Below are 24914 nucleotides of genomic sequence, written 5' to 3'. Positions count from 1 at the left end.
AGGCTTTGCGCGGTCAAATCACATTCTTTCTATCACTTCGTCACCAGATGCGGACACGCTGTTCGGGCGTCAGATACAGCGTCTGGCCGGGCTTCACCTGGAACGCCTTATACCAAGGGTCAAGGTTGCGCGAGACCCAAGTCCGCTGGATCGACGGCGAATGCGGGTCGGTCGTGATCCGCTGCGACAGATTCTGATCGCGATAGTTGCGCCGCCACACCTGCGCCCAGCCAAGGAAGAAACGCTGGTCGCCGGTCAGGCCATCAAGAACGGGCGCTTCCTTGCCGCCGAGAGACTTTTTGTACGCCTCATAAGCGACGGTAAGGCCCGCCAGATCGCCGATATTCTCGCCCAAGGTGAACGTCCCGTCGAGCTTTTCGCCCGGCAGCACTTCGTAGGCGTCATATTGCGCGATCAGCGCGTTGCCGGCCGCCTCGAACGCCGCGACGTCGGCGGGGGTCCACCAGTCGGCCAGCTTGCCCGTCTCGTCATATTTCGCGCCCTGATCGTCGAAATGATGGCTGATTTCGTGGCCGATCACGGCGCCGATGCCGCCATAGTTGATCGCCGCGTCGGCGTGCGGATCGAAGAAGGGCGGCTGCAGGATCGCGGCTGGGAAGACGATCTCGTTCATGCCGAAATTGGCATAGGCGTTGACCGTCATCGGGGTCATACCCCATTCCCAGCGCCGGATCGGCCCGCCTAGCCGGCTGATGTTGTCGTCGTGGGCGAACTGGTTCGAACGTAGCGCATTGCCGAACAGATCGCCTGCCTTAATCTCCAACTTGCTGTAATCCTTCCAGCGATCGGGATAGCCGATCTTGGTCGTAAAATTTGCCAGCTTTTTCTTTGCCTTGACCTTGGTCTGCGGCTGCATCCAGATCAACCCGTCGATGCGGTCGCCCATCGCGGCCAGCACATTCTTGACGAGCTGGTCCATTGCCGCCTTGGTTTCGGGGGGGAAATATTTGGCGACATAATCCTGGCCGACGGCTTCGCCCATATTGTTCGTGGTAAAGTCGACCGCGCGCTTCCAGCGTTCCTGCATCTGCGGCGTGCCGGACAAGGCAGTGCCGTAGAAAGAGAAAGCCTCCTGCGCGACCGCGTCGGGCAGGACGTCCGAAAAACCGTCCAGACTGCGCACGATCAGCATATCGCGGATCACGCCGATTGGCGCATCGGCGATCAACTTCGCTTCGCCGGCGAAGGCGCTCGGCTGCGACACGAGCAGCGAATCCTCCTTGACGCCGACGCCGCGAAGAAAGGTCGTCCAGTCGAAGCCCGGCGCCGAAGCCGCGAGTTCGGCGATGGTCATCTTGTTATAGACTTTGGTCGCGTCGCTGCTGTCGTTCTTGTCCCAGTGAACGGTCGCGATCTGCTTTTCGAAATCATAGATCGCCTTGGCGCGCGCCGCCGCATCCTTCTCACCCGCAAGCGTCAGAACATTCTGAAGATGCTCGAGATAGGCGGCTTGCAGCTTCGTATTGCGCTCATTCTCCTTGAGGTAGAAATCGCGGTCGGGCATCCCGATGCCGCCCTGGAACATCGCGTAGATGTACACTTCGGGATTTTTGTCGTCCTGGCCGACATAGCCGCCGAAGAAATGCTGAACGCCGTTGCGATCGGCCTCGGCGAGCAGCTTGGCGAGCCCTGCTTTGTCGACCGAACGGACCTGGTTCAGCCACGGCGCAATCGGCGCAAGCCCTTTGGCCTCGACCGTCGCCGTATCGAGGAACGAGGCGTAGGCGCGGCCGATCATACTGTTCGGGTCGGCTTTCGCCGCCTCCAGGATTTCCTGCGTGCGCGTCTGCGACAGGTCGCCCAGCGCAGTGAACATGCCGTAGTTCGACTTGTCGGCCGGGATTTCGGTATTTTTCGCCCAGGTTCCGTTAGCATAGGCATAAAAATCGTCGCCGGGCTGGACGCTCTTGTCCATGCCGGAAAGGTCGAAGCCGAAGGTGCCGAGTTCAGGCTTGGCCGAGCTTGTCGTGGCGGGCGCGGCGACGCCCTCTTCCGTGGCACTGACCGGAACGACCGTCAGCATCAGCGCGCTGAGCGCAGCGGTCGCCATCAGGCGCGACGTCTTGGATAGATGAGTCATGATATTCCCCAGTCATCGATATAGAGCGGCAATCGGCGCCGCACGTAAGCGGCACCAGCCTGCGATAGATCAGCTATACGCCTGCGGTTTCGGGGTTCAACCGGCCGCCGTGTCGCTGGTCGATGCCTCAAGTCGTTGGTCGCGTGCGCGCGCGAGTTTGCGCCGCCAGCGCAGGCGGATCCAATTGTCCCAGAAGATCGCCGCGACCACATAGCCGATCGCCGCCGCCGCGATGGAAATGACGAGCAGCCCGGCGAGCATCGCCGGCGCCGCATCGGAAAAGGTCCAGCGCACCCACTCCCCCGCCGACGCCCCATGCTCGATCATCGCCGAAAAGGTTGCGCTGTTCGCCTGAAGCCCGAATAGCCAATCGCCGAGCCATACCGAAGCGAGGATGATGAACGGCGTCGTGACCGGATTCGACAAGAAGGTCATCGCCGCGCCGATCGGGATATTGGCGCGCACGGGCAGCGCGAGCAGCGCAACGCCCAATATCTGAACGCCGGGGATCAGGAAAAAAATGCCGACGAACAGGCCCAGCGCGGTGCCTCGCGGCACGGATGTGCGCGTGAACCGCCACAAATGACTGTGCGCCACCCGGTGCGCGAACGGCTTGACGAAACGGCTCGCGAGCAGTTCCTCGCGCGTCGGCGAGTTGCGGCGGATCCAGTTCATTACCGCCGCCTTGTCCCGGGGTTTCCCCCCGCTCATCCGCGGTCCTTCAGCAATCTTTGCTTGTCGCGTTTCCAGTCACGTTCCTTGATCGATTCGCGCTTGTCATGTGCCTTCTTGCCCTTGGCGAGCGCGAGTTCGACCTTCGCGCGGCCGCGGCTGTTGAAATAGACGGAGAGCGGCACGAGCGTCATGCCTTGCCGCATCACCCCGGCGTGCAGCTTGTTGATTTCGCGCCCGTTGAGCAGCAGCTTGCGCGGTCTTTTGGGTTCGTGGTTGAAGCGGTTGCCGTGGCTGAACTCAGGGATGTTGGCATTAATGAGCCACACTTCGCCGCCGTTCACCTCGGCATAGCTTTCGGCAATCGTCCCTTCACCGAAACGCAGCGACTTGACCTCGGTCCCCTGAAGCGCAATCCCCGCCTCGAACACCTGTTCGATGGCATAGTCAAAGCGCGCGCGCCGGTTCTCGGCGACGACCTTTTTCTTGTCGAATTCGGCGGCGGACTGCGGACGGGCCATGACGAAAGCTTAAATGACTCCTGCCGACGACAGCGCGGCATCGACGACCGCTCGCGATGCGTCGGACGCCGGGATGATAGGTAGGCGCACTTCGGGCGAAAACCAGTCATGGACGCGCGACAGCGCATATTTGACCGGGCCGGGAGAGGTGTCGGAGAACATCGCCTTATGCAAATCGAACAGCCGATCGTGCAGCGTCAAAGCTCGCGTCCAGTCGCCCGCAGCACAGGCAGCGGCGAAATCGGCGCAAAGCCGCGGCGCGACATTGGCGGTCACCGAAATGCACCCCACGCCGCCCATCACCGCGTGCGGCAGCCACAAATCGTCATTGCCCGACAGCTGGCAAAAATCATGTCCGGCGCCCGCGCGATGGACCGTAACGCGCGCCATGTCGCCGCTTGCATCCTTGACCGCGACCACGGTCGGGATTTCGGCGATCTCGCACATCGTTTCGGCGCTGATGTCGCAGGACGTGCGGCTCGGAACATTATAGACGACGATCGGCAGGTCGCTGGAATCTGCCAGCGCCTTGAAATGGGCAATCATTCCCGCCTGGCTCGGCCGGTTGTAATAGGGCGCGACGATCAGTGCTGCGTCGGCGCCCGACGCCTGCGCGTGGCGCATGTGGCGGATCGCGGTCGCGGTGTCGTTCGACCCGCATCCGGCGATGACCGGGACGCGCCCGGCCGCCGCCTCGATACAACAATCGATCACGCGGTAATGCTCGTCGAAGCTCAGCGTCGGGCTTTCGCCGGTCGTCCCGCACGGCACCAGCGCGCTCGTTCCCTCTTTGACCTGCCAGTCTACTAGCCGGGCAAAGGCGGACGCGTCGAACGCCCCGTCGCGGAATGGCGTCACCAAGGCGGGAATCGAACCCGAAAACATGCTCCGCTCCTTTACAAGGACATGGCCGAACCGATAGAATCCGGCCAGCGCGCCGCTATTGGACGTCTATTCAGCGCCCCGCAAGGAGTTTGGTATTACCATGGCGTTCATGATTTCACTGTCCAAGATTTCCCGCCTCGCTCTCGCGGTGGCGCTTGTTGTCCCCACCGCCGCTACCGCCAGCGAACTGACCCCCGAGCAGATGGCCTGGTATCGCGCGCAGATGGGCCTGGCCTCGGTATCAGGACCGCCGCCCACGCCGAATTCAGTCGGCGAAGCGGTGATGGAATGGCGGCGCCTCACCGCAAACAGCGGCGCTTCCTTTGATCAGCTATCGCGCTTCCTAATGGCGAATCAGGGCTGGCCCGACACCGAAAAGCTGCGCCTGCGCGCCGAAAAGGCGATCACGCTCGACAGTTTCGATCCGGCGCGCACCCTTGCCTATTTCGCCGCCTATCCGCCGCAGACCGCCAGTGGCCATCTGCGCATGGCGATCGCGCTCAATGCCTCGGGCCGGCGGCAGGAGGCCCATGCCGCGGTGCGCCGCGCGTGGACCAGCGGGCCGCTCGACGATTATGAAAGCAGCCGCGCGCTTGGCATGTTCGCCGGTGCGCTTACGCTCGCTGACCATGACGCGCGCATGGACAGGCTGCTCTGGCTGGGCGCGACGTCCACGGCCGGCCGCCAGCTCGCCTATACCTCGCCTGAAAAGCGAGCGGTCTTTGCCGCGCGCCTCGCGATGCGGAGCGGCGCGGTCGACGCGGCGCTCCAGGCATCGGCGGTCGAAAGCGCAAATCCGTCGCTCGTGCGCACCGATGCCGGCTATATCACCGACAAGGCGACCTGGCTGCGCGGAGCCGGACGCGTCGGCGAGGCGCGCGCGCTGCTCGCCGCACCGCGGTCGCTGGCCAAGGCGCCGACCGACGCCGAGGAATGGCTGGAAACCCTGCTCACGAACGCGCGGCTCGCCGACAGCGGCGGCGACAAGCTCACTGCCTATAATATCGCGCGCCAGCTCGACGACGCTTTTCCGGCCGGGACGGTGGTCCGCGAAACGCCGCTCGGCGTTCGCGACGATTATACCTCGCTCGCGTGGCTGGCGGGCCAGCTGGCGTTCAAGGATCTTGGCCGCCCCGCCGAGGCGGTGAAGCTCTACCGCGCTTATGGCGAAGCAGCACGTTCGGCACAGACGCGAACCAAGGGTTTCTACTGGGCCGGGCGCGCGGCGCTCGCCGCGGGCGATCGCGGCGCGGCGAATGCGCATTTCGCCGATGCGGCGCAGCATTACGATCAATTTTATGGCCAGCTGGCGCTCGAACGACTTAACCGTCCGCAACCCAAGCCAACGCCGAATCCGACGATCCAGGTCAGCGCCGACGAACAGCGCGCGTTCGAGGACGACCGGCTGGTCCGCGCGGCGCGCGCGCTCGGCGAGATGGGCGCGTGGCGCGAACAATCGCTGTTCCTCCGCGCGCTCGCGCAAAAGGCGAGTACGCCCGCCGACCATGTGCTCGCGGGTAAACTCGCGTCGCAGATCGGCCGCCCCGACCTGGGCGTGATGATCGGCCGCAGCGCGCAAGCAAACAGTCTTGACGCAGTGGAGGTTTCGGGATTTCCGACGGTGCGCGTCCCCGCCGGGCATGAGGGCAACTGGACCTTCATCCACGCGATCACGCGGCAGGAAAGCCAGTTCGACCGCGCCGCGATCAGCCACGCCGGCGCGCGCGGGATGATGCAGCTGATGCCCGGCACCGCGAACGAAGTCGCCGGCAAGCTGGGCCTTTCGTACAATCGCGAGGCGCTGACGACCGACACCAATTACAATATGACGCTGGGCTCCACCTATTTCCAGCAGATGCTGCGCTATTATGGTGGCAGTTATCCGCTCGCGGTCGCGGCCTATAATGCCGGGCCGGGCAATGTGAACAAATGGCTGCGCGCCAATGGCGACCCGCGTACCGGCGCTATCGACATTGTTGACTGGATCGAGGCGATCCCGATCTTCGAGACGAAGAATTACGTCCAGCGCGTGCTCGAAAACGCCGTCGTCTACGACACGCTGCGCGACAGCAAGACGCTGCCCCAGGCGCCGCTGAGCTTCTATCTCGGCAAGCGCACACCGGGGTAAGGTCCGCGTGGCGGGGGACAAGACAAACATCATCAGTCCCGCGGGCTTTGCCGCCCTGCGCGCCGAATATGCCGCGCTGCTGGGCGACGAGCGGCCCAAGCTGGTCGAGGTCATCAGCTGGGCCGCGGGCAATGGCGACCGCAGCGAAAATGGCGATTACATCTACGGCCGCAAGCGGCTTCGCGAAATCGACCGGCGACTGGGGTTCCTCGCGCGCCGCATGAAGGCAGCACGCGTCGTGGATCCCGCCGAGCAGCCCGACAAGAGCCGCATCTGGTTCGGCGCCACCGTCGAGCTCGCCGATGACGACGACGCCCGCCGCACCGTCACGCTCGTCGGCGACGACGAGGCCGAGGCGGGCGAAGGCCGCATCGGCTGGAACAGCCCGCTCGCCCGCGCGCTGCGCGGCGCCGCGGTCGGCGATCTCAGGACGGTGCAGCTTCCCGCCGGACCAAAGGAGTGGGAAGTGATGGCGATCCGTTATCCCTGACGGTCATTCGCCGATGCCCGCGAGCAGCTCGCGCTGATCCTTGCGCAGTTCGGGCAAGTCGCGCGCCAGCCGCGCCCAATGCGCCGCCTCGCGCGCGTCGGCGGCAACTCCCACGCCCGTCGCATAGGCATGGGCGAGGATCGCCCGCGATCCCGCAAAGCCCGCGCGCGCCGCGACACCGCAGTCCTCGATTGCAGCAGCCAACGTCTTGTCGGCGAAATGCGCCTCGCACAGCCAGTGATGCCCCTCCGGATTGCCCGCGTTGGCGAGGGTGCGGAGCCGCGCGAGGTTGGCGGCGCGCGTGTCGGGGAAAAAGGTCAGGGCAAAGATCGCGGCCGGGTGCCCCTTCTCGGCCGCCTCGGCGTAAAGCGCCTGCGATCGCGTAAAATCGGGCGGACCAAAGGTTCCGACTGTCAACTGGTAGGCAAGGTGCGTCTTAGCCTTTGAAAAACCTGCATTCGACGCCGCGACATATAATTCATAGGCGCGCTGGATGTCGGCGGGCGAAGGATCATTTTCAAGAAGCAGATAACCAAGCTCCTGCTGCCCCGCCGGGAACCCCTGCGCCGCCGATCGCTCGAGATAGGCGCGCGCGCGGGCGGCATCCTTTTTCACCCCGACTCCGAGCGAGAACATATAGCCCACCAGCTGCTGCGCGAGCGGATGGCCACCATCGGCGAGCGCAACGAGTTTCGCCGCGGGATGGCGCGACAGCACGTCAGCGATCAGCACGGGTTCATCCTCGATCGCCAGCCGATCGAGTGAGATGTCGGCGAGCGGATCGGCCGCGGGGCCGCGGGAGTTGCCCATTGACGGTGGTGGCGGCGTCGCCGACATTGGGCGCGCTGGCGGGACACCCACGGCCCGCGCCGGGATGTCGGGCGGGGCGACCAGATAATAATCGTCGAACCAGCTGCCATAATGAAAAGGCTGCTGCGGCCCCAGCTCCATGCCGTGCGTCCGTTTATAAACTTCGCGCGACACGACCTTGAAATAATCGCCGATTTCGAGCCCCGGGATCGCGAGTTCTTTAACCACCGCCGCGGCAAAGGGGCTGACGGGCGATCCGACGGGTGCGAAATCAAGCGCCGGGCGCCCCTTTGCCGTCGAATAGAAAACGGCACCCTGCGCAATGTCGAGCAGGCCCAGCGGCGCCGACCCCGCGTCGCCGTGCGCCGTATCGGCGTCGGCAATCCGCACGACGGGTTCGGCGGTACGACAGGCGTCGACGAAGACTAGCGTGAACGCGCCCTTGGGAACGACGCGCTCGACCGCCGCCTCGATCGACAGGTAACGCTTTTCGACATCGGCGCGGCGCGTCGCGGGCGGCGCGTCCATCGGGACCAGCCAGTTGCGGCCGCCATATTCGAAACCATGCCCGGCATAATAGAGGATGACCGACTTCGCGCCCGCCGCTTCGGCCGTGAAGCGCGTCAGCGCGGCGTCGAGCGTCGGCATGTCGGCGTTTCGCACAACACGCGATGCGATGCCCGCCTTTTGAAACGCCTCGCAGACGAGGTCGATGTCGTTGACTGCATTGCGGAGCGACGGCCACTCCCAGTCATTATAGGCGCTGTTGCCGATCAGCAGCGCGACGCGCGCGCCCTGCAAGGGCGCGTCGCCACAGGCGGGAGGTTGTGCAAAGGCCGGGATCGCGCCAAGCAAAAGCGCAAGCACCGCCGTCAGAATAGCGCTCGAACGCGTCCGATCGACCATATCCACCCCCTGAAACGCCGACAGTCGCCCGCGCGAAATCGCGGAAATCTGCGCAACTTCGCTCCGAAATCGCATAATCGCGATGTCGGTACATCAAGATGATGGTAAGTGCGCTAACCAACGTAGGAAAGCGGAAACTCTGACGCGTCAAGGTTGCAATAGCGCCGGGATAATCCAGATCGCCGACAGCACGATGACCACGGCAATCAAGGAAAAAGCCAGCACATAGCGGACGTTGTGCCCTTTGACCCCGCCGCTCGCCTCGGTTTCGTCCACCTCGACATGATCGTCGACGACTTTCATCGCGTGTCTCCCTTCTGCTTTGCTTCAGAACGCAGTCCCGTGCACGCGGTTCCCCGCGGTGCGGCGTCGGGAGAGATGCCAGAGGGTCTGTAAGCCGGGTTCTGTCCACCCCGTTGCCGGGGATGGGCGATCATTCCTCTAGGCGAACGGTTACCCGAACGCTCAAGCAGTCAACCCGGACGGCGGGGCCGGAACCAGCCCTGGTTTCCCCATGCCATCCCTATTCGACCTTGCTCCCGGTGGGGTTTGCCGTGCCGCGTCCGTTACCGTTCGCGCGGTGCGCTCTTACCGCACCCTTTCACCTTTCGCCGGGCCGAAGCCTTGGCGGTCTGCTCTCTGTGGCACTTTCCCTGACCCCCTTACGGGCGCCGCCGGACGTTATCCGGCACCGTGGTTTCCGTGGAGCCCGGACTTTCCTCCCCTTCCTTGCGAAAGCGGCGATCGCCCGACCCTCTGGCAAGCGGCGAGTATAGCGCGAATGACGGGGAATGGCGAGTGAATGTAGAGGCCGCTCAATTCCCCTCGGGCTGCGGTAACAGTAGCGCCAGCAGGATCGCCCGGCATTCACCGTCGATCGTCCCGTCGATCAGTTCTGGGCGAAAGCGTCGCTGGAAAGCGACTGTCGCCGCAAAACCGTCGGTCACATCATAGCCAAAGCGTTCGAGCGCCAGAAGGAAACCCGCGTCGGTCCACAGCGGATCGGTCAGCTTCTTGGTCGGCCGCGGCAGCGCGAGGCGGCGGCGCGCAAGTTCCTCCCACGGAAACAACTCGCCCGGATCCTGCTTGCGCGTGGGCGCGACGTCCGAATGGCCGACGACATTGCCGCGCGTGATCGCATGGCGATCCTTGACGAGATGGACGAGCCGCACGACCGAGGCGATCTGCGGATCGGGGAACGGCACATAACCATGCTCATGCCCCGGATTGACGATTTCGATCCCGATACTCGCCGAGTTGATGTCGCTGACGCCGCGCCAGTGCGATTGGCCCGCGTGCCACGCGCGCTTGTCCTCGGGCACCATTTGGATGATCTGGCCATCCTCGCCGACGACATAGTGGGCGGACACTTTTGCCGCGGGATCGGCAAGCCGATCAATGGCTTCGGCACCAGACTTCATACCGGTGTAATGCAGGACGATCATCGAAACGGGGAGCGCGCGCTCATCGAAATTGGGAGACCAGCGTTCGATAAAATCGCTCATGCGCTTCTTTGGCCCGTCCTCTGGCTGCCCGTCCGTCGCTTGCGCCAGCGGGGCACAAAAAGCAAGGTCAAGCGGCGATCGGTCGCGCCGGGTCGATGCGCCGCACGGTCTGGTCGGCGGGTTCGTAGAGGCCACGGAGCCGCGGGCTGGCGACGAATTGGTCGGTCTGGCCCAGTACGGTTTCGCCCGCGCCAAGCACGAGAAAGCTGTGCGGCGCCGCCACCGCGCGCAGCCGCGCAAACGCCTTTTGCCGCATTGGCAGGGAGAAATAGAGCAGCAGGTTGCGGCAGAAGATAAGGTCGGCGGGCGACGCGAGCGGCGGCCGGTCGATCAGCATATTCTGCACCGAAAAATCGATCCGGCGGCGCAGATCCGCCTTGGCGAGCCAGCCGCCCTCGGTCTGGTCGAACCAGCGCACCATCCGCTGTACCGGCAGCCCGCGCTGAATTTCGAACTGGCTGTAGAGGCCGACGCGCGCACGGCCGATCGCCTGATGGCTGACGTCGGTGCCGACAATGTCCACTTGCCATCCAGCCCATTTCGCGCCCTGTTCGGCAATCAGCATCGCCATCGAATAGGCTTCCTGGCCCGTCGAAACGCCGCAATGCCAGATGGTGAGCCGCCGACGGTCGGCGTTGATCGTCCGCAATTTTTCAAGTGCGTTCACAGCAATATCGTCGAACACACTATGTTCGCGATAGAAAAAAGTTTCGTTGTTGAGCATCGCATCGACCGTATCGTCGAGCAGTTGGCGGCTCGTCGACGTCACCAGCGCGGCAACCAGCGCGTCGAGATCGGCGATGCCGTGCCGTTGCATCACCGGCTTAAGCGACATTTCGATCCGCCAGATCCGGCTTGGCGACAGCGTCTGGCCGGTCCGCGATTCGAGCACCCCCATCAGCACGCGATATGCCGATTCGCTGGCGCCCGATCCCATCATGACCGCCTCCGCCCCTGCGTACGCCCGGGCAGGAAGCTGCTGAGCATCAACGCGATTGCGTCGGGATTCAGCGTCGCGGCGGCAATCCCCGACTTCACCACGGCGCCCGGCATTCCCCAGATGACACAGCTTTCGGGGGCTTGGGCAAAAACGGTGCCTCCGGCCGATTTGAGCCGCGCCGCCCCCACAGCGCCATCGCGCCCCATGCCGCTCAAAATCACGGCAACACCGCCCTTGCCATAGGTCTCGGCAACCGAATCGAGCATCGGATCGGCCGACGGACAGCAGCCATTGTCGACCGGACGGCGGTCGAGCGCTATTTCGCGGCGCGCGCCATTTGCGATGACCAGCAGATGTGCGTCGCCCGGCGCCAGATAGATATGCCCCGGCTCGACTGCCATGCCGGCGGCCGCGACATGCACGCGCCGCGTCGTCATTATCGCGATCTGCCGCGCGTAAAACTCCATGAACGCATCGGGCAGATGCTGCGTCAGCAGGATCGGTGCCGTCACCCGTGCGTCGAGGTTGGCGAGGAAATTGGTAAAGGCGGGGATGCCGCCGGTCGATGCGGCAACCGCAATACATTCGATGGGCTGGTCGGTATCGACGACCATCGAGACGGGCGCTGGCGCGCGGCGCTGCGCGACGGGGACAGGCGCGGGAAACTCCTGCTGGTTGCCCAGAGTCAGGATACGCTCGGTCAGCACCTCGGCAAAACGGCCGGAAAAGCTGCCGCGCCCGGGCTTTGCCAAAGTATCGCTTGCTCCGAGCGCCAGCGCGTCGATCGCCGCGGGCCCGCCCTCGATGCAGTTCGACGACAGGATGAGCACGCGCGCCCGCGCCGCGCGCTCCAATATGTGCGGCAGCGCGTCGATACCGTTCATCCCGGGCATTTCGATGTCGAGGACGACAACGTCGACGGGTTCGCGCGCCAGATAGTCGAGCGCATCCTGCGCCGAGGCGACCGATGCACAGACATGAAGGCCGGCGCGCTGCTCGACGATCCGTTCAAGGATGCTGCGGACGACGAGGCTGTCGTCGACCAGCATCACCCGCACCGTCCGCGCGGGCGGATCCGGATCGGAGATCAGTGTTTGCGCAAGCGCCATCGAGCCGGCCCCCTTGCGTCAGGCGATGCCGACGAGTTGCAGCTTTCCTTCGAGCGTTTCGCGATCGAACGGCTTCATCACATATTCGTCCGCGCCGGCTTCGATCGCGGCACGGATATGATCGATGCTGTTTTCGGTGGTGCAGAAAACGACGCGCGGACGCTCTTCGTGGCCGTAATCCAGATCGTTGAATGCCCCCAGAAATTCCATGCCGCTCATTACCGGCATATTCCAGTCGAGCAGGATCACGTCGGGGCGATTCGCGCGGCAATAGGTTAACGCCTCCTGTCCATCGGCGGCCTCCTCGACGGCAAAGGACATGCTTTCAAGAATATGGCGCGCAACCTTGCGAATGACTTTGCTGTCATCGACGACCAGACAGGATTTCGACATCAAACTAACTCCGAGCCCCGGGATGCGGCCATGTTACGGACAAGACGTGTCCAGCGCGTTAATAAACGGCACGAGTCATGCTGCCTTTAAGCTTGGCATATGAATGAGATGCGATGGATCGACGACGAGCAGCGAAGCGCCGTCATGCTCGATCATTGCGTGAGCCACGCGCGCCCAGCCCGGAAGCAATTTTGCGGCAACGCGCGTTTCGGGCGCGTCGATGAAGCAGACATCTTCGATTTCGTCGGCAAGCAGCGCGTAGCCATGCTCGGCAACCTCTATCACGATCACGCGCTGACCGGCGGCAACGGGCACCGGTGGCAGACCGATGACGACATGCGGATCGATCAGCGTGAACACACGGCTGCGGAGGGCGAACAGCCCTGCGACATGCGGCGGCGCCGCCGGAACCTCGACCGGCGCGCCTACGGTTACGACCGAATGAATCGTCCGGCTGCGCAGGGCAACGCGGGTGTCGGCGATGCGCGCGATCAGATAGAGTTTATCCATCATGGCCTTGTCCCCCCGACGCGGCGGCGCATCGCGGCGAGCAACGCCTCGCGGTCGTAACGATAGACGCTGTGGTCATCGGGCGCGGTGGCGGCCACCGACGAACGCAGACGGATCACCGGCACCTCGCCGAAATGGTCGCACGCGCCGCTGTCGTCGGACAGGCAGAGGAGCAGGTCAGGCATTTCGTCCGCCTCCTCGCCCGGGGCCGTCACGCGGTACCCCGCACTACGCAGGATCGGCGCCAGGAAATTGGCGCCCCAGCCGTCGTGATCGTCGGTCAGGTGGCATAGCGGCTCGCGCGGCCCCGGCGCTTGCGTTCCGGCCGAGTGTTGCTCCATCAGCCAGAAAGGATCGATCAGCTCGACCGGTTCGCCCCCGACAAGGACGAGGCCGGCGATCAATCCGGGCGCCGCCGAAGGCTGGATCGCGTCGGGCAAGCGCACGATGTCGATCACTTCGGCGATCGGGTAACAAAGCACCGCGCGGCCATCGTGGAGGCGCAAAAGCTTGATGTTTCCATCCCCGGCCGGGGGCTTGGCGGCATGAACCGGGAAAATCTCCTCACCGATCTGTGCCTGCACGCGCCCTGCGCTTTCGAACAGCGCATTGGTCGGAACATCCTCGACGCGCTCGATCACCGACAGGTGAATGCCGCGCATCCGCCCATCGGTGTCGCGGAACAGGAGCAGCTGCGTGGCATTGCGCGACGCGAGCGCATCGGCTTCGGCGTCGGCCAGCCCGTCCTTGTTGCGCCCCGCTTCGCTGGCGTCGATCCCGGCCACCGCGAGCAGGCCCTGCACGTCGAGGAGCAAAACCGGGCGGCCGTTATCGGGCAGCGTCGTTCCCGCATAAAGCCCCGTCGCCATGATCATCGGCGCCGCAGGCTTGATCACCAGTTCTTCATGGTCGTGGATCGCGGCGACGCTCAGCGCATAGCTTTGCCCCTGCCCCGGCCGCACGATGACCAGCGCACGGTCGTCGACATCGTCGTCGATACCACGCGCGCAGCCAAGGACGGTTTCCAGGCGCAGAAGCGGGAATTGCTCGCCGCGCACCGTCGCCAATTCGCCGCCGCCGACGCGGTCGATGCGCACCGTATCGCCGCTTTCGAGCAGGATTTCGCGCACCGCGCCGCGCGGGATCGCGAAATATTGCCCCGCGGCGCGCACCATCAGCCCCGAAATGATCGTCAGCGTCATCGGCACGCGGAGCAGGATCGATAGCCCGCGACCTTCGTCGTTGCGCAGTTCGACGATGCCGCCGATCTTCTCGACATTGGCCTTGACGATGTCCATGCCGACGCCGCGGCCCGAAACCGAGGTAATCTTTGCCGCGGTGGAAAAACCGGGACGGAATATGAGCTCAAGCTTTTCCTTGGGCGACAGCGCCCGCGCATCGGCCGCAGTCATCAGGCGCGACGCAATCGCTTTCGCAACCAGCGCGTCGGGCGACAGGCCGCGCCCATCGTCACGCACCTCGATTTCGATCTGGTTACCCGACTGGCGCGCGGCGACCGAGATCGTCGCGGTAATCTCCTTGCCCGCCGCGACCCGGTCGTCCAGCGTCTCAATGCCATGATCGATCGCGTTGCGGACGATGTGGATCAGCGGATCGCGGATATTTTCCATCATTTCGCGGTCGAGTTCAACCTCGCCGCCGCTCATCTGGAACGCGACTTTCTTGCCCAGATCCTGCGCCAGGTCGCGAACGATGCGCGGCAGCGGCGCGAACAATTTGTCGATGCGTTGCATCCGCATCTGGCTGACTGATTGCCGCATCCCCGCGATCGAATCCGACAAGCGATCAAACGCAGCGATTGTCGCGCTGTCGGCACCCGATTCGCGCAGCATCCGGGCAAATTCGTTCCGCGCCAGTACAATGTCGGTGACGCCGGTCATCACGCTGTCGAGCAGCGGCAGCGGCACACGGATCGACCGCCAGCCGTTCAGGTCGGTGCCCACATCCTCTTCGCGGCGGAGCGGCACGCCTGCAACCGCCGCGGGCGGCCCCGCGGATTCTGGCCGCTCCCGCACCGACAGCGCGCCGATCACATCGCTGTCGTCGCCGGCGGGTTCGATGCCTTCCTGCCCCAGCGCCGCGCAAAGAATATTCAGCCGGTCGACGATGCCCAGAACGGCCGAAACCAGCGCGGCATCAGCGGTGCGATTGCCGCGGCGCACCTGATCGAGCGCGTCCTCGGCGGCATGGGCAAGTGCCGTCACCCGCGGCAGCGAGAGAAACCCCGAACTGCCCTTGATCGTGTGGACGAACCGAAAAATCGCGTCGAGCTGCGCCCGGTCAGCCGGATCGGCCTCCCACGCCACGATCGCCCCGCTCGCGTCGGACAGGATTTCGACCGTTTCGGCCAGAAAGTCGTTCAGCAAATCGTCCATTATGGTACCGGCGCGCCCCAGAAACGTGAAGCGTCACCATGGCCGACAATGGTTAAAAGTGGCTTTACCCGCGGCCGCGCAATACCGCGCCGACGAGCAGCGACGTCGGCGTTTCGCGCGCCAGCATTACCGTCCCCTCGCTCTGCCGGGCGACCGCCTGCACCAGAACGGCAGGTGCGGTGCGCGAGGTCATCGGGCTGGCGCCTTCGCCCTCCGCCAATATGCGCTCGACATCGGCGTCGAGGAAAATTCGTTCGGCCTCGACATGCAGCGCGATTTCGATGCCCTCTCCCTGCTTTTCGCAGCCGACATCGAGCCGGCCGCCGCGCACCAGCGCATCGACGAGCAGCAGCGCGAGGTTGAGGACGATCTTGACCGCGGGCTTGGGCAGCGGGTCGGCGCCGATCATCCAGTTTAGCGTGATCGCACGATCGCCGATGATCCCCTCGATCGCCGATTTGGCCTCCTCGGGCGGCACGAGTTCGCCGAAACCGCCCGCCGATCCGAAAGCAAGGCGAAAGAATTTGAGCTTGTTCGCCGATGTTCGCGCGCTCTGCTCGAGCAGTTCGATGCAACGCGCCCGCATTTCGGGGTCTTTTTCGTCGGCGAGCAGTTCGAGACCGTTGGCAAAGGCGCCAACGGGGCTGAGCAGATCGTGACACAGGCGCGAGGCCAGCATGGAGGCGAAATCGACGCGGTCGTCGGACATGAATAAAAAGGCTCCCCAGCGCAGCCGCCGGATTTACCCGGCGTGCGCCGCTCCTAGTGCAGCCGAGGGGGAAAGGGCAAGCGCGATACCATATCCTCCAAAATCTGCCCCGTCCGTCTCTTTCCCCATCGTCATCCCGGCGCAGGCCGGGATATCGCCGGTGCGTGACGATGCCAGGCCGAGATCTCCGCCTGCGCCGGGATGGCCGAGCAGGTTTGGAAATTTGCGACGCACTTGTAATCCCGGGGCCTGTCACCACATCGCCTTCGATGTTGGGGGACGACGAGATACTGACCGTGACGCTTGATGACGCGGCGGCCGGGCTGCGGCTCGACCGGGCGCTTGCCGAGGCGCTTCCAAGCCTGTCGCGCGAGCGGTTGAAGGGCCTGATCAAGCGCGGCCGCGTATTCGACCGGCGCGGAGAAACGCTCTGGGATCCCGCTGCCAAAACTGCCGCGCCCGCTACGATCGAGATACGCCTGCCCGCCCCCCTGCCCGCGCACAACACCGCGCAGGATATGAACCTCGTCATCGCTTATGAGGACGAGCATCTGATCGTGGTCGACAAGCCCGCCGGAATGGTCGTCCATCCCGCCGCGGGCAATCTCGACGGCACGATGGTCAACGCGCTGCTCCATCATTGCGCGGGGCAACTGTCGGGCATCGGCGGCGTCGCGCGGCCGGGGATCGTCCACCGCATCGACAAGGATACGAGCGGGCTGATCGTCGCCGCCAAGCATGACAAGGCGCACGAGGGACTAGCGAGGCAATTCGCCGCGCACAGCATCGACCGCCGTTATTTGGCCCTCACCACCGGGCGCCCGATGCCCGCGAAAGGGACGGTCGACGCGGCGCTTGGACGGTCGAGTACCAACCGCAAGAAGATGGCGGTCGTGGCGGCAGGTCGCGGCAAACATGCGATCACCCATTATCGCACCATCGAACCGCTGGGGGGCGCGACGCTGGTCGAATGTAGGCTGGAAACCGGCCGGACGCATCAGGTGCGCGTCCATATGGCGCATATCGGCCACCCGCTGGTCGGCGACCCGGTCTATGGTCGCGCCCGAAAGCCGCTGTCGGACGTGCTGAAAGCACGGAATTTCGTGCGGCAGGCATTGCACGCGGCCCATTTGGGCTTTATTCATCCGGTGACCGGTGACAGGATCGCGCTCGACAGCGAACTCCCAGCGGACATGCGGGAACTGCTCGATGAACTGCGCGTTTAGGTTTCGAATAAAAATCTATTTTGACCGCTGGATGCAACCGCGGCAGGATGATTTCAGGTTTTAGGGAAGACACTCTCCATGGCTAACAAAAGCAATGTTCCGGCAGTGGTACCCGCGCTCGGCGGTGAGGCGAGCCTGAACCGCTATCTGGCCGAAATCCGCAAATTCCCCCTTCTGACGCCCGAGCAGGAATATATGCTCGCCAAGCGGTTTCAGGAGCATGGCGACAATGAAGCCGCCGCACAGCTCGTCACCAGCCACCTTCGCCTCGTGGCGAAGATCGCGATGGGCTATCGCGGCTATGGTCTGCCGGTCAGCGAGCTGATCAGCGAGGGCAATATCGGCCTGATGCAAGGCGTGAAGAAGTTCGACCCCGAACGCGGCTTTCGCCTTGCCACCTATGCGATGTGGTGGATCCGCGCCTCGATCCAGGAATTCATCTTGCGTTCGTGGAGCCTCGTCAAAATGGGCACCACCGCGGCGCAGAAAAAGCTGTTCTTCAACCTCCGTCGGATGAAGAACAACCTCGAAGCATTCGAGGACGGCGATCTCAGTCCCGAACATGTCGCCAAGATCGCGACCGACCTGGGCGTCACCGAGGAAGAAGTCGTCAGCATGAACCGCCGCATGGCGATGGGCGGCGATACCTCGCTCAACGTCCCGATGGGCGAGGATGGCGACAGCCAGTGGCAGGATCTGCTGGGCGACGAAGGCCCGCTGCAGGACGAGCGCGTCGCCGAGGCGCAGGAGCGCGACGTGCGGCACGACCTGCTGACCGAAGCGCTCGAGACGCTGAATGAGCGCGAGCGCCATATCCTGACCGAACGCCGCCTGACCGACGATCCCAAGACGCTGGAGGATCTGAGCCAGGTTTATGACGTCAGCCGCGAGCGCGTTCGCCAGATCGAGGTGCGCGCCTTTGAGAAGCTGCAAAAGGCGATGCTGAAGCTCGCCGGCGACCGGCGCCTCCTGACCGCCTGACGACGGACGGCGCGGCTGATACGGCGCAGCGCGGGCGGCCGACGTTGATCCGCCTCCATGCTCCGACCAGCCGCATAGGGTGGAGCGCTCTCATTCTGGCGGCCTGGTCGCTCGTCACACTCGCGCAAGCCGGGCAAGGCTATTTGGTCGCGGCCTGGCGCGGTCAGGCGCAGGAGTGGTGGCCGACTCTGGGCTATGTCGCTGCGATCTATTCGATCTGGGCGCTGCTCAGCTGGCCGATCGTCGGCGCAGCGCTGGCGATCGAGCGCAGGATCAAGCCATGGTGGGGGCGGATTGCCGCCTATCTGCTGCTGTGGCCCGTCGTCGCCTACGCGCATGTCCTGCTGTTCGGACTCGTCTATTGGCCGGTGTATCGCAACGCCCGCATTGAGACGCGGGGCGAGATGGCCGACATCATGTTCGTTCGCAATTTCGATACGAACACGATGCTCTACCTTGCGCTGGTCGCCGCCACGATCCTTTGGGTGCGCTGGCCGCGCCCACGTCGGGCCGCTAACGCACCCACCGACGCGATCGAAATCCGCAGCCGTGGGCGCCTGACGCGCATCCCGCTCGATACCATCGACTGGATCGGCGCGGCGGGCGACTATGCCGAAATCCATGCGTCGGGCCGCACGACGCTGATCGAGGAATCGCTGACCTCGCTCAGCAAGCGCCTGCCTGCCGCCGACTTCGCGCGCATCCACCGCGGCGCGCTGATCCGTATCGACCGGGTGCGCGAGATCGAACCGATTGCGCGCGGCGACGCGCATGTCCGGTTGGTCGGCGGCGAGCAGCTGCGGCTGAGCCGCCGCTACCGCGACAATCTCGCCGCGCTCCTCGATCCGCGATCAGCACCCGCCGAACCCGCCGAATAGTCCCGCTCACAGATCGGTGCTCGCGCGCAGCGGGCGTTCCCCGCCATCGCGGCCTCCCCTTCATCGTGGAGACCCCCCATGCCGTTCAGCCTCCTCCTCCTGCTCCTCTCCGCACCGGACGTTCCGCCTGCGATGGCCGAAGTGCGCCCTTATCAGTCGCTGCATCTCACGGTCCTGTACAGCCCGCCGATCGCCCGGATCGACGGCGAGGACCGGCTCGTCTACGAGCTTCATGCGACCAATTTTGCCGCGCAAACGCTGACGGTCACGGACGTCGAGCTGCGCTCCGCCAGCGACGCTGCTCCGATCGCGCGCCTCGCTCCGGCCGGGATCATGCGGCGGATCGGCGCGCAACAGGGCGGCGCATATGATCTTGCGCCCGGGCAGCGCGCGATCTTCTATATCTCGGTATCGTGGCGCGGCCGTGGCGCGGAGCCGCTCATCCACCGGATCGGCCTGGTGCCGAAGGGCGCGGACGCCTCAGGCCGACCGGTCGCGATCGAAGGCGGCGCCTTCGTGCCGGCGCCCGCCCCCGGCCTCGACCTCGGCGCGCCGCTGCGCGGCGGGCCGTGGGCCGCAGTCGCGCTGCCCGAGGTCGATAACGGCCATCGCCGCTATCCCTATGCCGTCGCGGGGCGCGTGCGCCTGCCCGGACGCCATGCGATCGACTGGATGCCCGCCGCGGGGTTCGATCGCGCATCGGCCGGGACTGATGTGGCCGCCGACGGGTCGGGCGCGGATGTGCTGGCGGTCGCCGATGGCGAAATCCTGGTCGCCAAGGACCCGGATGCCCCCGGCGCGCTTGCCAGCATCGAGGATGAGACGGGAACGATGATCGTCCAGCGGCTGCCCGGCGGCCGCTATGCCTTTTACCAGCATCTGATGCCGGGCATCCCCGTCCGGCAAGGCGAGCGTGTCCGCAAGGGGCAGGTCATCGGACGTGTCGGATCGACGGGGCATGTCACCCAGCCGCACCTGCATTTCCACGTCGCCGACGGCATCGCGCCGCTCGACGGCGAAGGCCTGCCGTATCGGCTGAAGGCCGGCCGCATCGTCGGCGCCTATCCAGGCCGCGCGGATTTCGACGCGGCACGGCCCTGGCGCGCTGAAACCGAACGGCCGGTCGACGGCCTCCCCGCTCCCTATGCTGTGATCCGTTTCGAGCCCGCGCCGAGCAAACAGCCGCTTGTCGCGCGCGACCAAGCGGCTAATGAACCGCTATGCCCGCGAACGCCAAATCCGCAAAACGCCGCAAGCGCTCCTGGATCCTCCGGCCCGTCAAATGGCTGTTATCGTTGATCGCCTTTTCGGTACTTTGGGTGCTCGTCTATGCCGTGGTGCCGCCGCCGGTGACGTTCACGATGCTGGCCGACCGTAACGGCATCACCAAGGACTGGACCAGCTTGTCCGACATCGACCGCAACATGGTGCGCGCGGTGATCGCGGCCGAGGACGGCAAATTTTGCAGCCACAGCGGTTTCGACACCGAAGCGATCGAGGAAGCGATTGAGCGCAACGCCAAGGGCAAGCGGCTGCGCGGCGGATCGACGATCAGCCAGCAGACCGCGAAAAATGTGTTCCTGTGGCAGGGCAGCGGCTGGACACGCTATGTCCGCAAGGTGCCTGAAGTCTGGTTCACCTTCCTGATCGAGACGATCTGGGGCAAGCGCCGGATCATGGAAGTTTACCTCAACGTCGCCGAGACGGGGATCGGTACCTATGGCGTCGAGGCGGGGGCGCAGCGTTATTTCAAACATGGCGCGGCCAAACTGACTCCGCGCGAAGCGGCGCGCATCGCCGCCATCCTGCCGCTGCCCAAGAAGCGCGAGGCGGTGAGCCCGTCGGGCTTTACGCGCCGCTATGGCAACACGATCGCCGCGCGGATCGGCCAGGTCCGGCGCGACGGGCTGGATGGATGCGTTTATCGATAGGGCAGCCGTCGATTGCGTATGCGGCGTGCTTAAAGCGACAAAAGATACGCATGTGCGCGGCGAAACTGTCTCCTTTGTCGCTTTAGAAGAAGGTTGGAAAAGCGATGATGTCAAAGAGCCGAGTGAATGGCTGGCATAGGGCGGGGATGTAGGACAGCGATTTTTGGGCTGGCTGGCGGAGGGGCAGTTTTGGAGTTGGGAGTTGCCGTTGCGACCGCCTGAGCCCCTCCCCTGAAGAGGAGGGGCTGGCTTTTCCTTATGTCCGCAATCGGTAACGATCCTCCCTGTCGCGCAGCGATGGGGAGGTGGCAGCGCGAAGCGCTGACGGAGGGGCAATCACGCGACGCCGCGGCCCCTCCACCACGCCCTGCGGGCGCGGTCCCCCTCCCCATGGCCTTTGGCCACAGGGAGGATATTATGTCCGCTTCCGGTCGTTTCCAGACGCCCCTCAGGCCGGTTTCCAGCTCTTGCGTTCTTCGGCCTGTTTCAGCACCTCGAACGCTGCCTGCCCTGCGGCAAAGCGCTTCGCCGCGTCATCGTCGCCGGGCTTGACGTCGGGATGGCATTCCTTGGCATAGGTGCGCCAGGCCTTTTTCGTCGCGTCGAAATCGGCGTCGGGATCGAGCCCCAGGATTTCGAGCGCGCGCATTTCGTCGGCGCTGCGGCTGCCGTCGCCCGCGCCGCCCCAGGCGTAATGCTGGGCGCGGGCATAGCTGCGGGCGCCTTGCGCTTCCTCCGCCGCGCGGGCGGCGGCATCCTCGGCGCTGAGCCCGGCGAAATAGTCCCAGCCGCGATTATATTCGGCGGCGTGCGTCTCGCAGAAATACCAGCGTTCGGGGCTGTTGGGCGACTTGGGCGCGGGACAGTTGCCGGGGTTGGTGCAGCCGTGCCGGTCGCAGAGCCGCACCTGCTGCGCCTCGCGCGACGAGCCATAGGGGCGCCAGCGGGGAAAACCCCAATCGTCGGATCTTTTGGCGCGGCTCATCGGGTCCATGTAGCGGCTGGGGCGCCCGATTGCTACCCAAGCAGGCCGAAAATCCTAATCCTTCGGCTTGTAGCCGAAGGCCTTGGCCGCAAGTTTGACCACCGCGGGGTCGCGTTTGGGCGGAGTCATCGGCACCGCGGTCTCAAGCGTTTCGACGACATGCGTCAGCGCGGCGATGCGCGCCGCCTTTTTGTTGTTGCCGTCGATGATTTTCCACGGCGCCCAGCGTGTGTGCGTCTGCGCGAACATATCCTCCATCGCCGCCAGATATTCCGCGCGTTTCGCCCGATTGCGATAATCCTCCGGCCCGGTCTTCCACTGCTTCCACGGATCGTCGAGCCGGTCGGCGAAGCGCTTGTCCTGCTCTTCCTGCGTCACATGAACGAACAGTTTGACGAGGTGGGTCGCGCTGCCCGTCAGCTGCGCCTCGAACTCGTTGATCTCGTCATAGGCCTTGCGCCACTCGGCCTCGGTCGCGAAACCCTCGACGCGCTCGACGAGCACGCGACCGTACCAGCTGCGGTCGAAGATCGAGATTTCGCGCGTTCCCGGCAAGCGTTTCCAGAAGCGCCAGAGGAAGTGGCGCGCCTTTTCCTCGTCGGTCGGCGCGCCGATCGGCCACACCTCGAAATAGCGGGGATCAAGCGACGCGGTGAGCCGCTGGATGATCCCGCCCTTCCCCGCCGCGTCCCAGCCCTCGACCATGATCACGCTGCGCTGACGGTGAATGATATGTGCGGCCTGAAGCCGTTCCAGCCGCTCGGTGAGCGCGCCCAGCGCCTTGGAATAGTCGCCGCCGAACTTCGCGCCGGTTTCATATTCGGAAAGCGAGAGGGTCATGGGCCAATCCTTAGCGCAAGCCGGTGCGTCCTACCAAGGGTGATGCGCTGCTGTCATATTCCGGGACAGTGCGCATGGGCTTCCCTACTGTCAGGCGATCAAAGCAGCTCGGCGAGCAAGGCCGCGACGCGCGCAGGCGCTTCCATCGGGATAAAATGGCTATGATCCGACCACAATTCGTCGCGAACGGCGCCGATTGCCGGACCCAGGTCCACCCAGGTCGGGCTGAGCGAAAAATCGAGCGGGCCGTCGCGCTCTCCGCCCAGCGCGCGGATGAGGGTCGATGGCGCGGCCAGATGGTGCAGCCACTCATACGGGCTGGTGCGCAGCGCATTTTGATAGACCGACGCTTCGAGCGCGGGCGGACAGGCGAGTTCGAGTCCTTCGCCGGAGGCCGCCGGACGCAGGCCATGCGTGCAATAATCGGCCAACACGCGGGGATCCCATTTTGCATAGGGCCGCCGGTCGGCGAAACGTGTGCGCATCTCTTCGGTGTCGGTCCAGGCGTTGCGCCGCCGCGCGATGGGATGATCGGCGGGATCGGGGATCGGCCTGGCGTCCTCGCCGTCGTAAAGCGCTGGTTCCATGATCACGGGATCGATCAGGACAAGGTGGCGAAAAGCCGCCGGCCGCTGCGCGGCGAGCCGGGTCAGCACATAGCCGCCCATACTGTGTCCGCAACCGACCAGCCGACGTCCGCCGAAGCCGTCGATGAGCGGGAGCAGCACGTCGGCAGTCGCCGCCCAGTCGGCGAGCGTCGCAGGGCGGAAGCTCCGCCCATGGCCGCGATGATCGGGCGCGATAACGTGCGTTCCCGCGGGCAGTGCCGCGACAACGCGATCCCAGAGCCGCGCGTGAAAGCCGGTCGCGTGCAGCAGCAACAGCGATGCGGCTGCACCGCGCTCGCCCCATTCGAACCAGCAGATGTCGCCGTCCGGCGTTTCCAGCCGGTGCCTCTGCGGGTCGCTCAAGACTTCACGCTCCCTTGTTCAGCAAGATAAGCGCTGGCAATGGCGAGAAAATCCTTTGCCTCGCTCGCCGAGGCGATCGCAAGGAGAGCAGCCGATCGGTCCGCAGCCGCATCCATAAAATGTCGGCAAATATCGAATCCGACCGCATAGCCGATCTGAGCGGGACGACCGGGATTATTTGAGTCGACTCCGCTGAACCAGCCCCGAAAATCCGCTGCGGGCAGATGGGCAATCGCTACGAACTCGCGGCCCAATGTGCGCGCGTGAGCATCGAAATAGCGGTGACGTTCGCGCCGCTGACCCGTAGCGAGCCATGAAATATAATCCGCGCCGCCTTCGCGTATGGCCATGGCAAGATTCGTGGCATTTCCGGGAATCGTGTAGAGTTCGCGGTATCGTGCCAGTCCCTGCAGATGGACCTGGGCCACATGCCCATATTCGTGGGAGACAAAGCCGGTCACGTCTCCGACGTTCGCCCGCCCGGCACGCCCCTCGGGAAATTCGGACATGTCCGTGTCGACCGTCATCGCGAGATGTTCGGCGGGCATCAGAATTCCGAGGCTGGTCGCGTCGGCACCGCGCCGGACTTCCCGCGGCGTGGCTCCGGGCCCGAGGGTACCCACAAGGAAGAATACCGGCACCTCCGGTGTCCCCGGTAAAAACGCTCGGACGCGCACCATCGCCTGAGTGATCGCCGTTTCGTAAGGCCTTAACCGCTCGCGAAGGCCGACAATCGACCGATAAAAGCGAGGCCGTTCGGCCAGGCGCTGTAAATAGGCGTCGGGCGTAATCCGGTAAGTGCGCATATAGGCGGTCAGACCCGCGGAGGGTGTCGCAAGATAAGCAGCCACCGCCTCTTGCGGAGGCATGGCACTTATATGCATTTCAAAACGTTGCAAGTCGTCGAAATATAGCTTGTTCGACGGCTCGGCTTCATCGGCGCGAGCCGACGCATAGCCTCCGAGCGCAGCAAAACTCCCGCCCGACGTCAAAAGCGCGCGGCGGGACCACTCCGTCATAACCCTAA

The 24914-nt window shown here is 64.7% G+C and carries 24 protein-coding genes and 1 other RNA gene; 7 read left to right on the top strand and 18 right to left on the bottom strand.

The window, feature by feature from the left end:
• Positions 1–40 precede the first annotated feature (40 nt).
• From VSX77_RS13275 to dapA, 4 genes are all read right to left on the bottom strand, one after another.
• Entirely contained in the window at positions 41–2101 is a 2061-nt protein-coding gene (locus tag VSX77_RS13275; protein WP_338425087.1) for a M13 family metallopeptidase, read from the bottom strand.
• A gap of 96 nt (positions 2102–2197) precedes the next feature.
• Positions 2198–2776, bottom strand: a complete 579-nt coding sequence (locus VSX77_RS13270) for a DUF2062 domain-containing protein (RefSeq protein ID WP_338425086.1) — start codon at positions 2774–2776, stop codon at positions 2198–2200.
• A gap of 32 nt (positions 2777–2808) precedes the next feature.
• Complete coding sequence (gene smpB, locus VSX77_RS13265) at positions 2809–3294, bottom strand: SsrA-binding protein SmpB (protein WP_338425085.1); 486 nt, start codon at positions 3292–3294, stop codon at positions 2809–2811.
• A gap of 9 nt (positions 3295–3303) precedes the next feature.
• Positions 3304–4179, bottom strand: a complete 876-nt coding sequence (gene dapA / locus VSX77_RS13260) for a 4-hydroxy-tetrahydrodipicolinate synthase (RefSeq protein WP_338425084.1) — start codon at positions 4177–4179, stop codon at positions 3304–3306.
• 100 nt (positions 4180–4279) lie between these two features.
• On the opposite strand from dapA, the gene VSX77_RS13255 reads away from it, so the two are divergent.
• A complete protein-coding gene (locus VSX77_RS13255) occupies positions 4280–6307 on the top strand; it encodes a lytic transglycosylase domain-containing protein (RefSeq protein ID WP_338425083.1) in 2028 nt (675 codons plus the stop codon).
• Positions 6308–6314: 7 nt separating this feature from the next.
• Positions 6315–6797, top strand: coding sequence for a transcription elongation factor GreB (gene greB / locus VSX77_RS13250; RefSeq protein WP_338425082.1), 483 nt, complete (start codon positions 6315–6317; stop codon positions 6795–6797).
• Between the two features lie 3 nt (positions 6798–6800).
• Here the strand turns inward: greB and VSX77_RS13245 are convergent, their stop codons facing one another.
• From VSX77_RS13245 to VSX77_RS13200, 10 genes are all read right to left on the bottom strand, one after another.
• Positions 6801–8513, bottom strand: coding sequence for a caspase family protein (locus VSX77_RS13245; RefSeq protein WP_338425081.1), 1713 nt, complete (start codon positions 8511–8513; stop codon positions 6801–6803).
• Between the two features lie 147 nt (positions 8514–8660).
• Entirely contained in the window at positions 8661–8816 is a 156-nt protein-coding gene (locus VSX77_RS13240) for a hypothetical protein (RefSeq protein ID WP_338425080.1), read from the bottom strand.
• 74 nt (positions 8817–8890) lie between these two features.
• An RNA gene (rnpB, locus tag VSX77_RS13235) (RNase P RNA component class A) lies at positions 8891–9273 on the bottom strand.
• A 55-nt stretch (positions 9274–9328) separates the two neighbouring features.
• Complete coding sequence (locus VSX77_RS13230; RefSeq protein WP_338425079.1) at positions 9329–10018, bottom strand: N-acetylmuramoyl-L-alanine amidase; 690 nt, start codon at positions 10016–10018, stop codon at positions 9329–9331.
• Positions 10019–10085: 67 nt separating this feature from the next.
• Positions 10086–10958: a CheR family methyltransferase gene (locus VSX77_RS13225; RefSeq protein ID WP_338425078.1), complete on the bottom strand. Its 873-nt coding sequence runs from the start codon at positions 10956–10958 to the stop codon at positions 10086–10088.
• Positions 10955–12067 (bottom strand): chemotaxis-specific protein-glutamate methyltransferase CheB, encoded by a 1113-nt coding sequence (cheB, locus tag VSX77_RS13220; RefSeq protein ID WP_338425077.1) that lies wholly within the window; start codon positions 12065–12067, stop codon positions 10955–10957. The genes VSX77_RS13225 and cheB overlap by 4 nt, the downstream gene beginning before the upstream one ends.
• Before the next feature lie 18 nt (positions 12068–12085).
• Entirely contained in the window at positions 12086–12460 is a 375-nt protein-coding gene (locus VSX77_RS13215) for a response regulator (RefSeq protein WP_338425076.1), read from the bottom strand.
• 75 nt (positions 12461–12535) lie between these two features.
• Complete coding sequence (locus tag VSX77_RS13210) at positions 12536–12973, bottom strand: chemotaxis protein CheW (RefSeq protein ID WP_338425075.1); 438 nt, start codon at positions 12971–12973, stop codon at positions 12536–12538.
• Complete coding sequence (locus VSX77_RS13205) at positions 12970–15366, bottom strand: chemotaxis protein CheA (protein WP_338425074.1); 2397 nt, start codon at positions 15364–15366, stop codon at positions 12970–12972. Before VSX77_RS13205 ends, VSX77_RS13210 begins: the two co-directional genes overlap by 4 nt.
• Before the next feature lie 64 nt (positions 15367–15430).
• Positions 15431–16075: a histidine phosphotransferase family protein gene (locus tag VSX77_RS13200; RefSeq protein WP_338425073.1), complete on the bottom strand. Its 645-nt coding sequence runs from the start codon at positions 16073–16075 to the stop codon at positions 15431–15433.
• A 269-nt stretch (positions 16076–16344) separates the two neighbouring features.
• On the opposite strand from VSX77_RS13200, the gene VSX77_RS13195 reads away from it, so the two are divergent.
• From VSX77_RS13195 to mtgA, 5 genes are all read left to right on the top strand, one after another.
• The gene (locus VSX77_RS13195; RefSeq protein ID WP_338425072.1) at positions 16345–17301 is read left to right on the top strand and encodes an RluA family pseudouridine synthase; all 957 of its coding nucleotides are present in this window, start codon (positions 16345–16347) and stop codon (positions 17299–17301) included.
• Positions 17302–17379: 78 nt separating this feature from the next.
• On the top strand, positions 17380–18282 hold the full coding sequence (gene rpoH, locus VSX77_RS13190; protein ID WP_338425071.1) for an RNA polymerase sigma factor RpoH: 903 nt from the start codon (positions 17380–17382) through the stop codon (positions 18280–18282).
• 44 nt (positions 18283–18326) lie between these two features.
• Complete coding sequence (locus VSX77_RS13185) at positions 18327–19160, top strand: LytTR family DNA-binding domain-containing protein (protein ID WP_338425070.1); 834 nt, start codon at positions 18327–18329, stop codon at positions 19158–19160.
• 78 nt (positions 19161–19238) lie between these two features.
• Positions 19239–20459 carry a M23 family metallopeptidase gene (locus tag VSX77_RS13180; protein ID WP_338425069.1) on the top strand — a complete coding sequence of 407 codons (1221 nt, stop codon included), beginning with the start codon at positions 19239–19241 and terminating at the stop codon, positions 20457–20459.
• Positions 20381–21091, top strand: coding sequence for a monofunctional biosynthetic peptidoglycan transglycosylase (mtgA, locus tag VSX77_RS13175; RefSeq protein WP_338425068.1), 711 nt, complete (start codon positions 20381–20383; stop codon positions 21089–21091). Before VSX77_RS13180 ends, mtgA begins: the two co-directional genes overlap by 79 nt.
• Before the next feature lie 448 nt (positions 21092–21539).
• Here mtgA and VSX77_RS13170 read toward each other — a convergent pair whose 3' ends face one another.
• The 4 genes from VSX77_RS13170 to VSX77_RS13155 form a co-directional block, all read right to left on the bottom strand.
• Positions 21540–22085, bottom strand: a complete 546-nt coding sequence (locus VSX77_RS13170) for a J domain-containing protein (protein WP_422397229.1) — start codon at positions 22083–22085, stop codon at positions 21540–21542.
• A 45-nt stretch (positions 22086–22130) separates the two neighbouring features.
• Entirely contained in the window at positions 22131–22916 is a 786-nt protein-coding gene (locus VSX77_RS13165; RefSeq protein ID WP_338425066.1) for a polyphosphate kinase 2 family protein, read from the bottom strand.
• 98 nt (positions 22917–23014) lie between these two features.
• Positions 23015–23887, bottom strand: coding sequence for an alpha/beta fold hydrolase (locus tag VSX77_RS13160; RefSeq protein WP_338425065.1), 873 nt, complete (start codon positions 23885–23887; stop codon positions 23015–23017).
• Positions 23884–24906 carry a hypothetical protein gene (locus VSX77_RS13155; protein ID WP_338425064.1) on the bottom strand — a complete coding sequence of 341 codons (1023 nt, stop codon included), beginning with the start codon at positions 24904–24906 and terminating at the stop codon, positions 23884–23886. Before VSX77_RS13155 ends, VSX77_RS13160 begins: the two co-directional genes overlap by 4 nt.
• Positions 24907–24914 lie beyond the last annotated feature (8 nt).

The sequence above is a fragment of the Sphingopyxis sp. TUF1 genome (assembly GCF_036687315.1).
GTDB lineage: Bacteria > Pseudomonadota > Alphaproteobacteria > Sphingomonadales > Sphingomonadaceae > Sphingopyxis > Sphingopyxis kveilinensis.
This window is presented reverse-complemented; position numbering and strand designations above follow the sequence as displayed.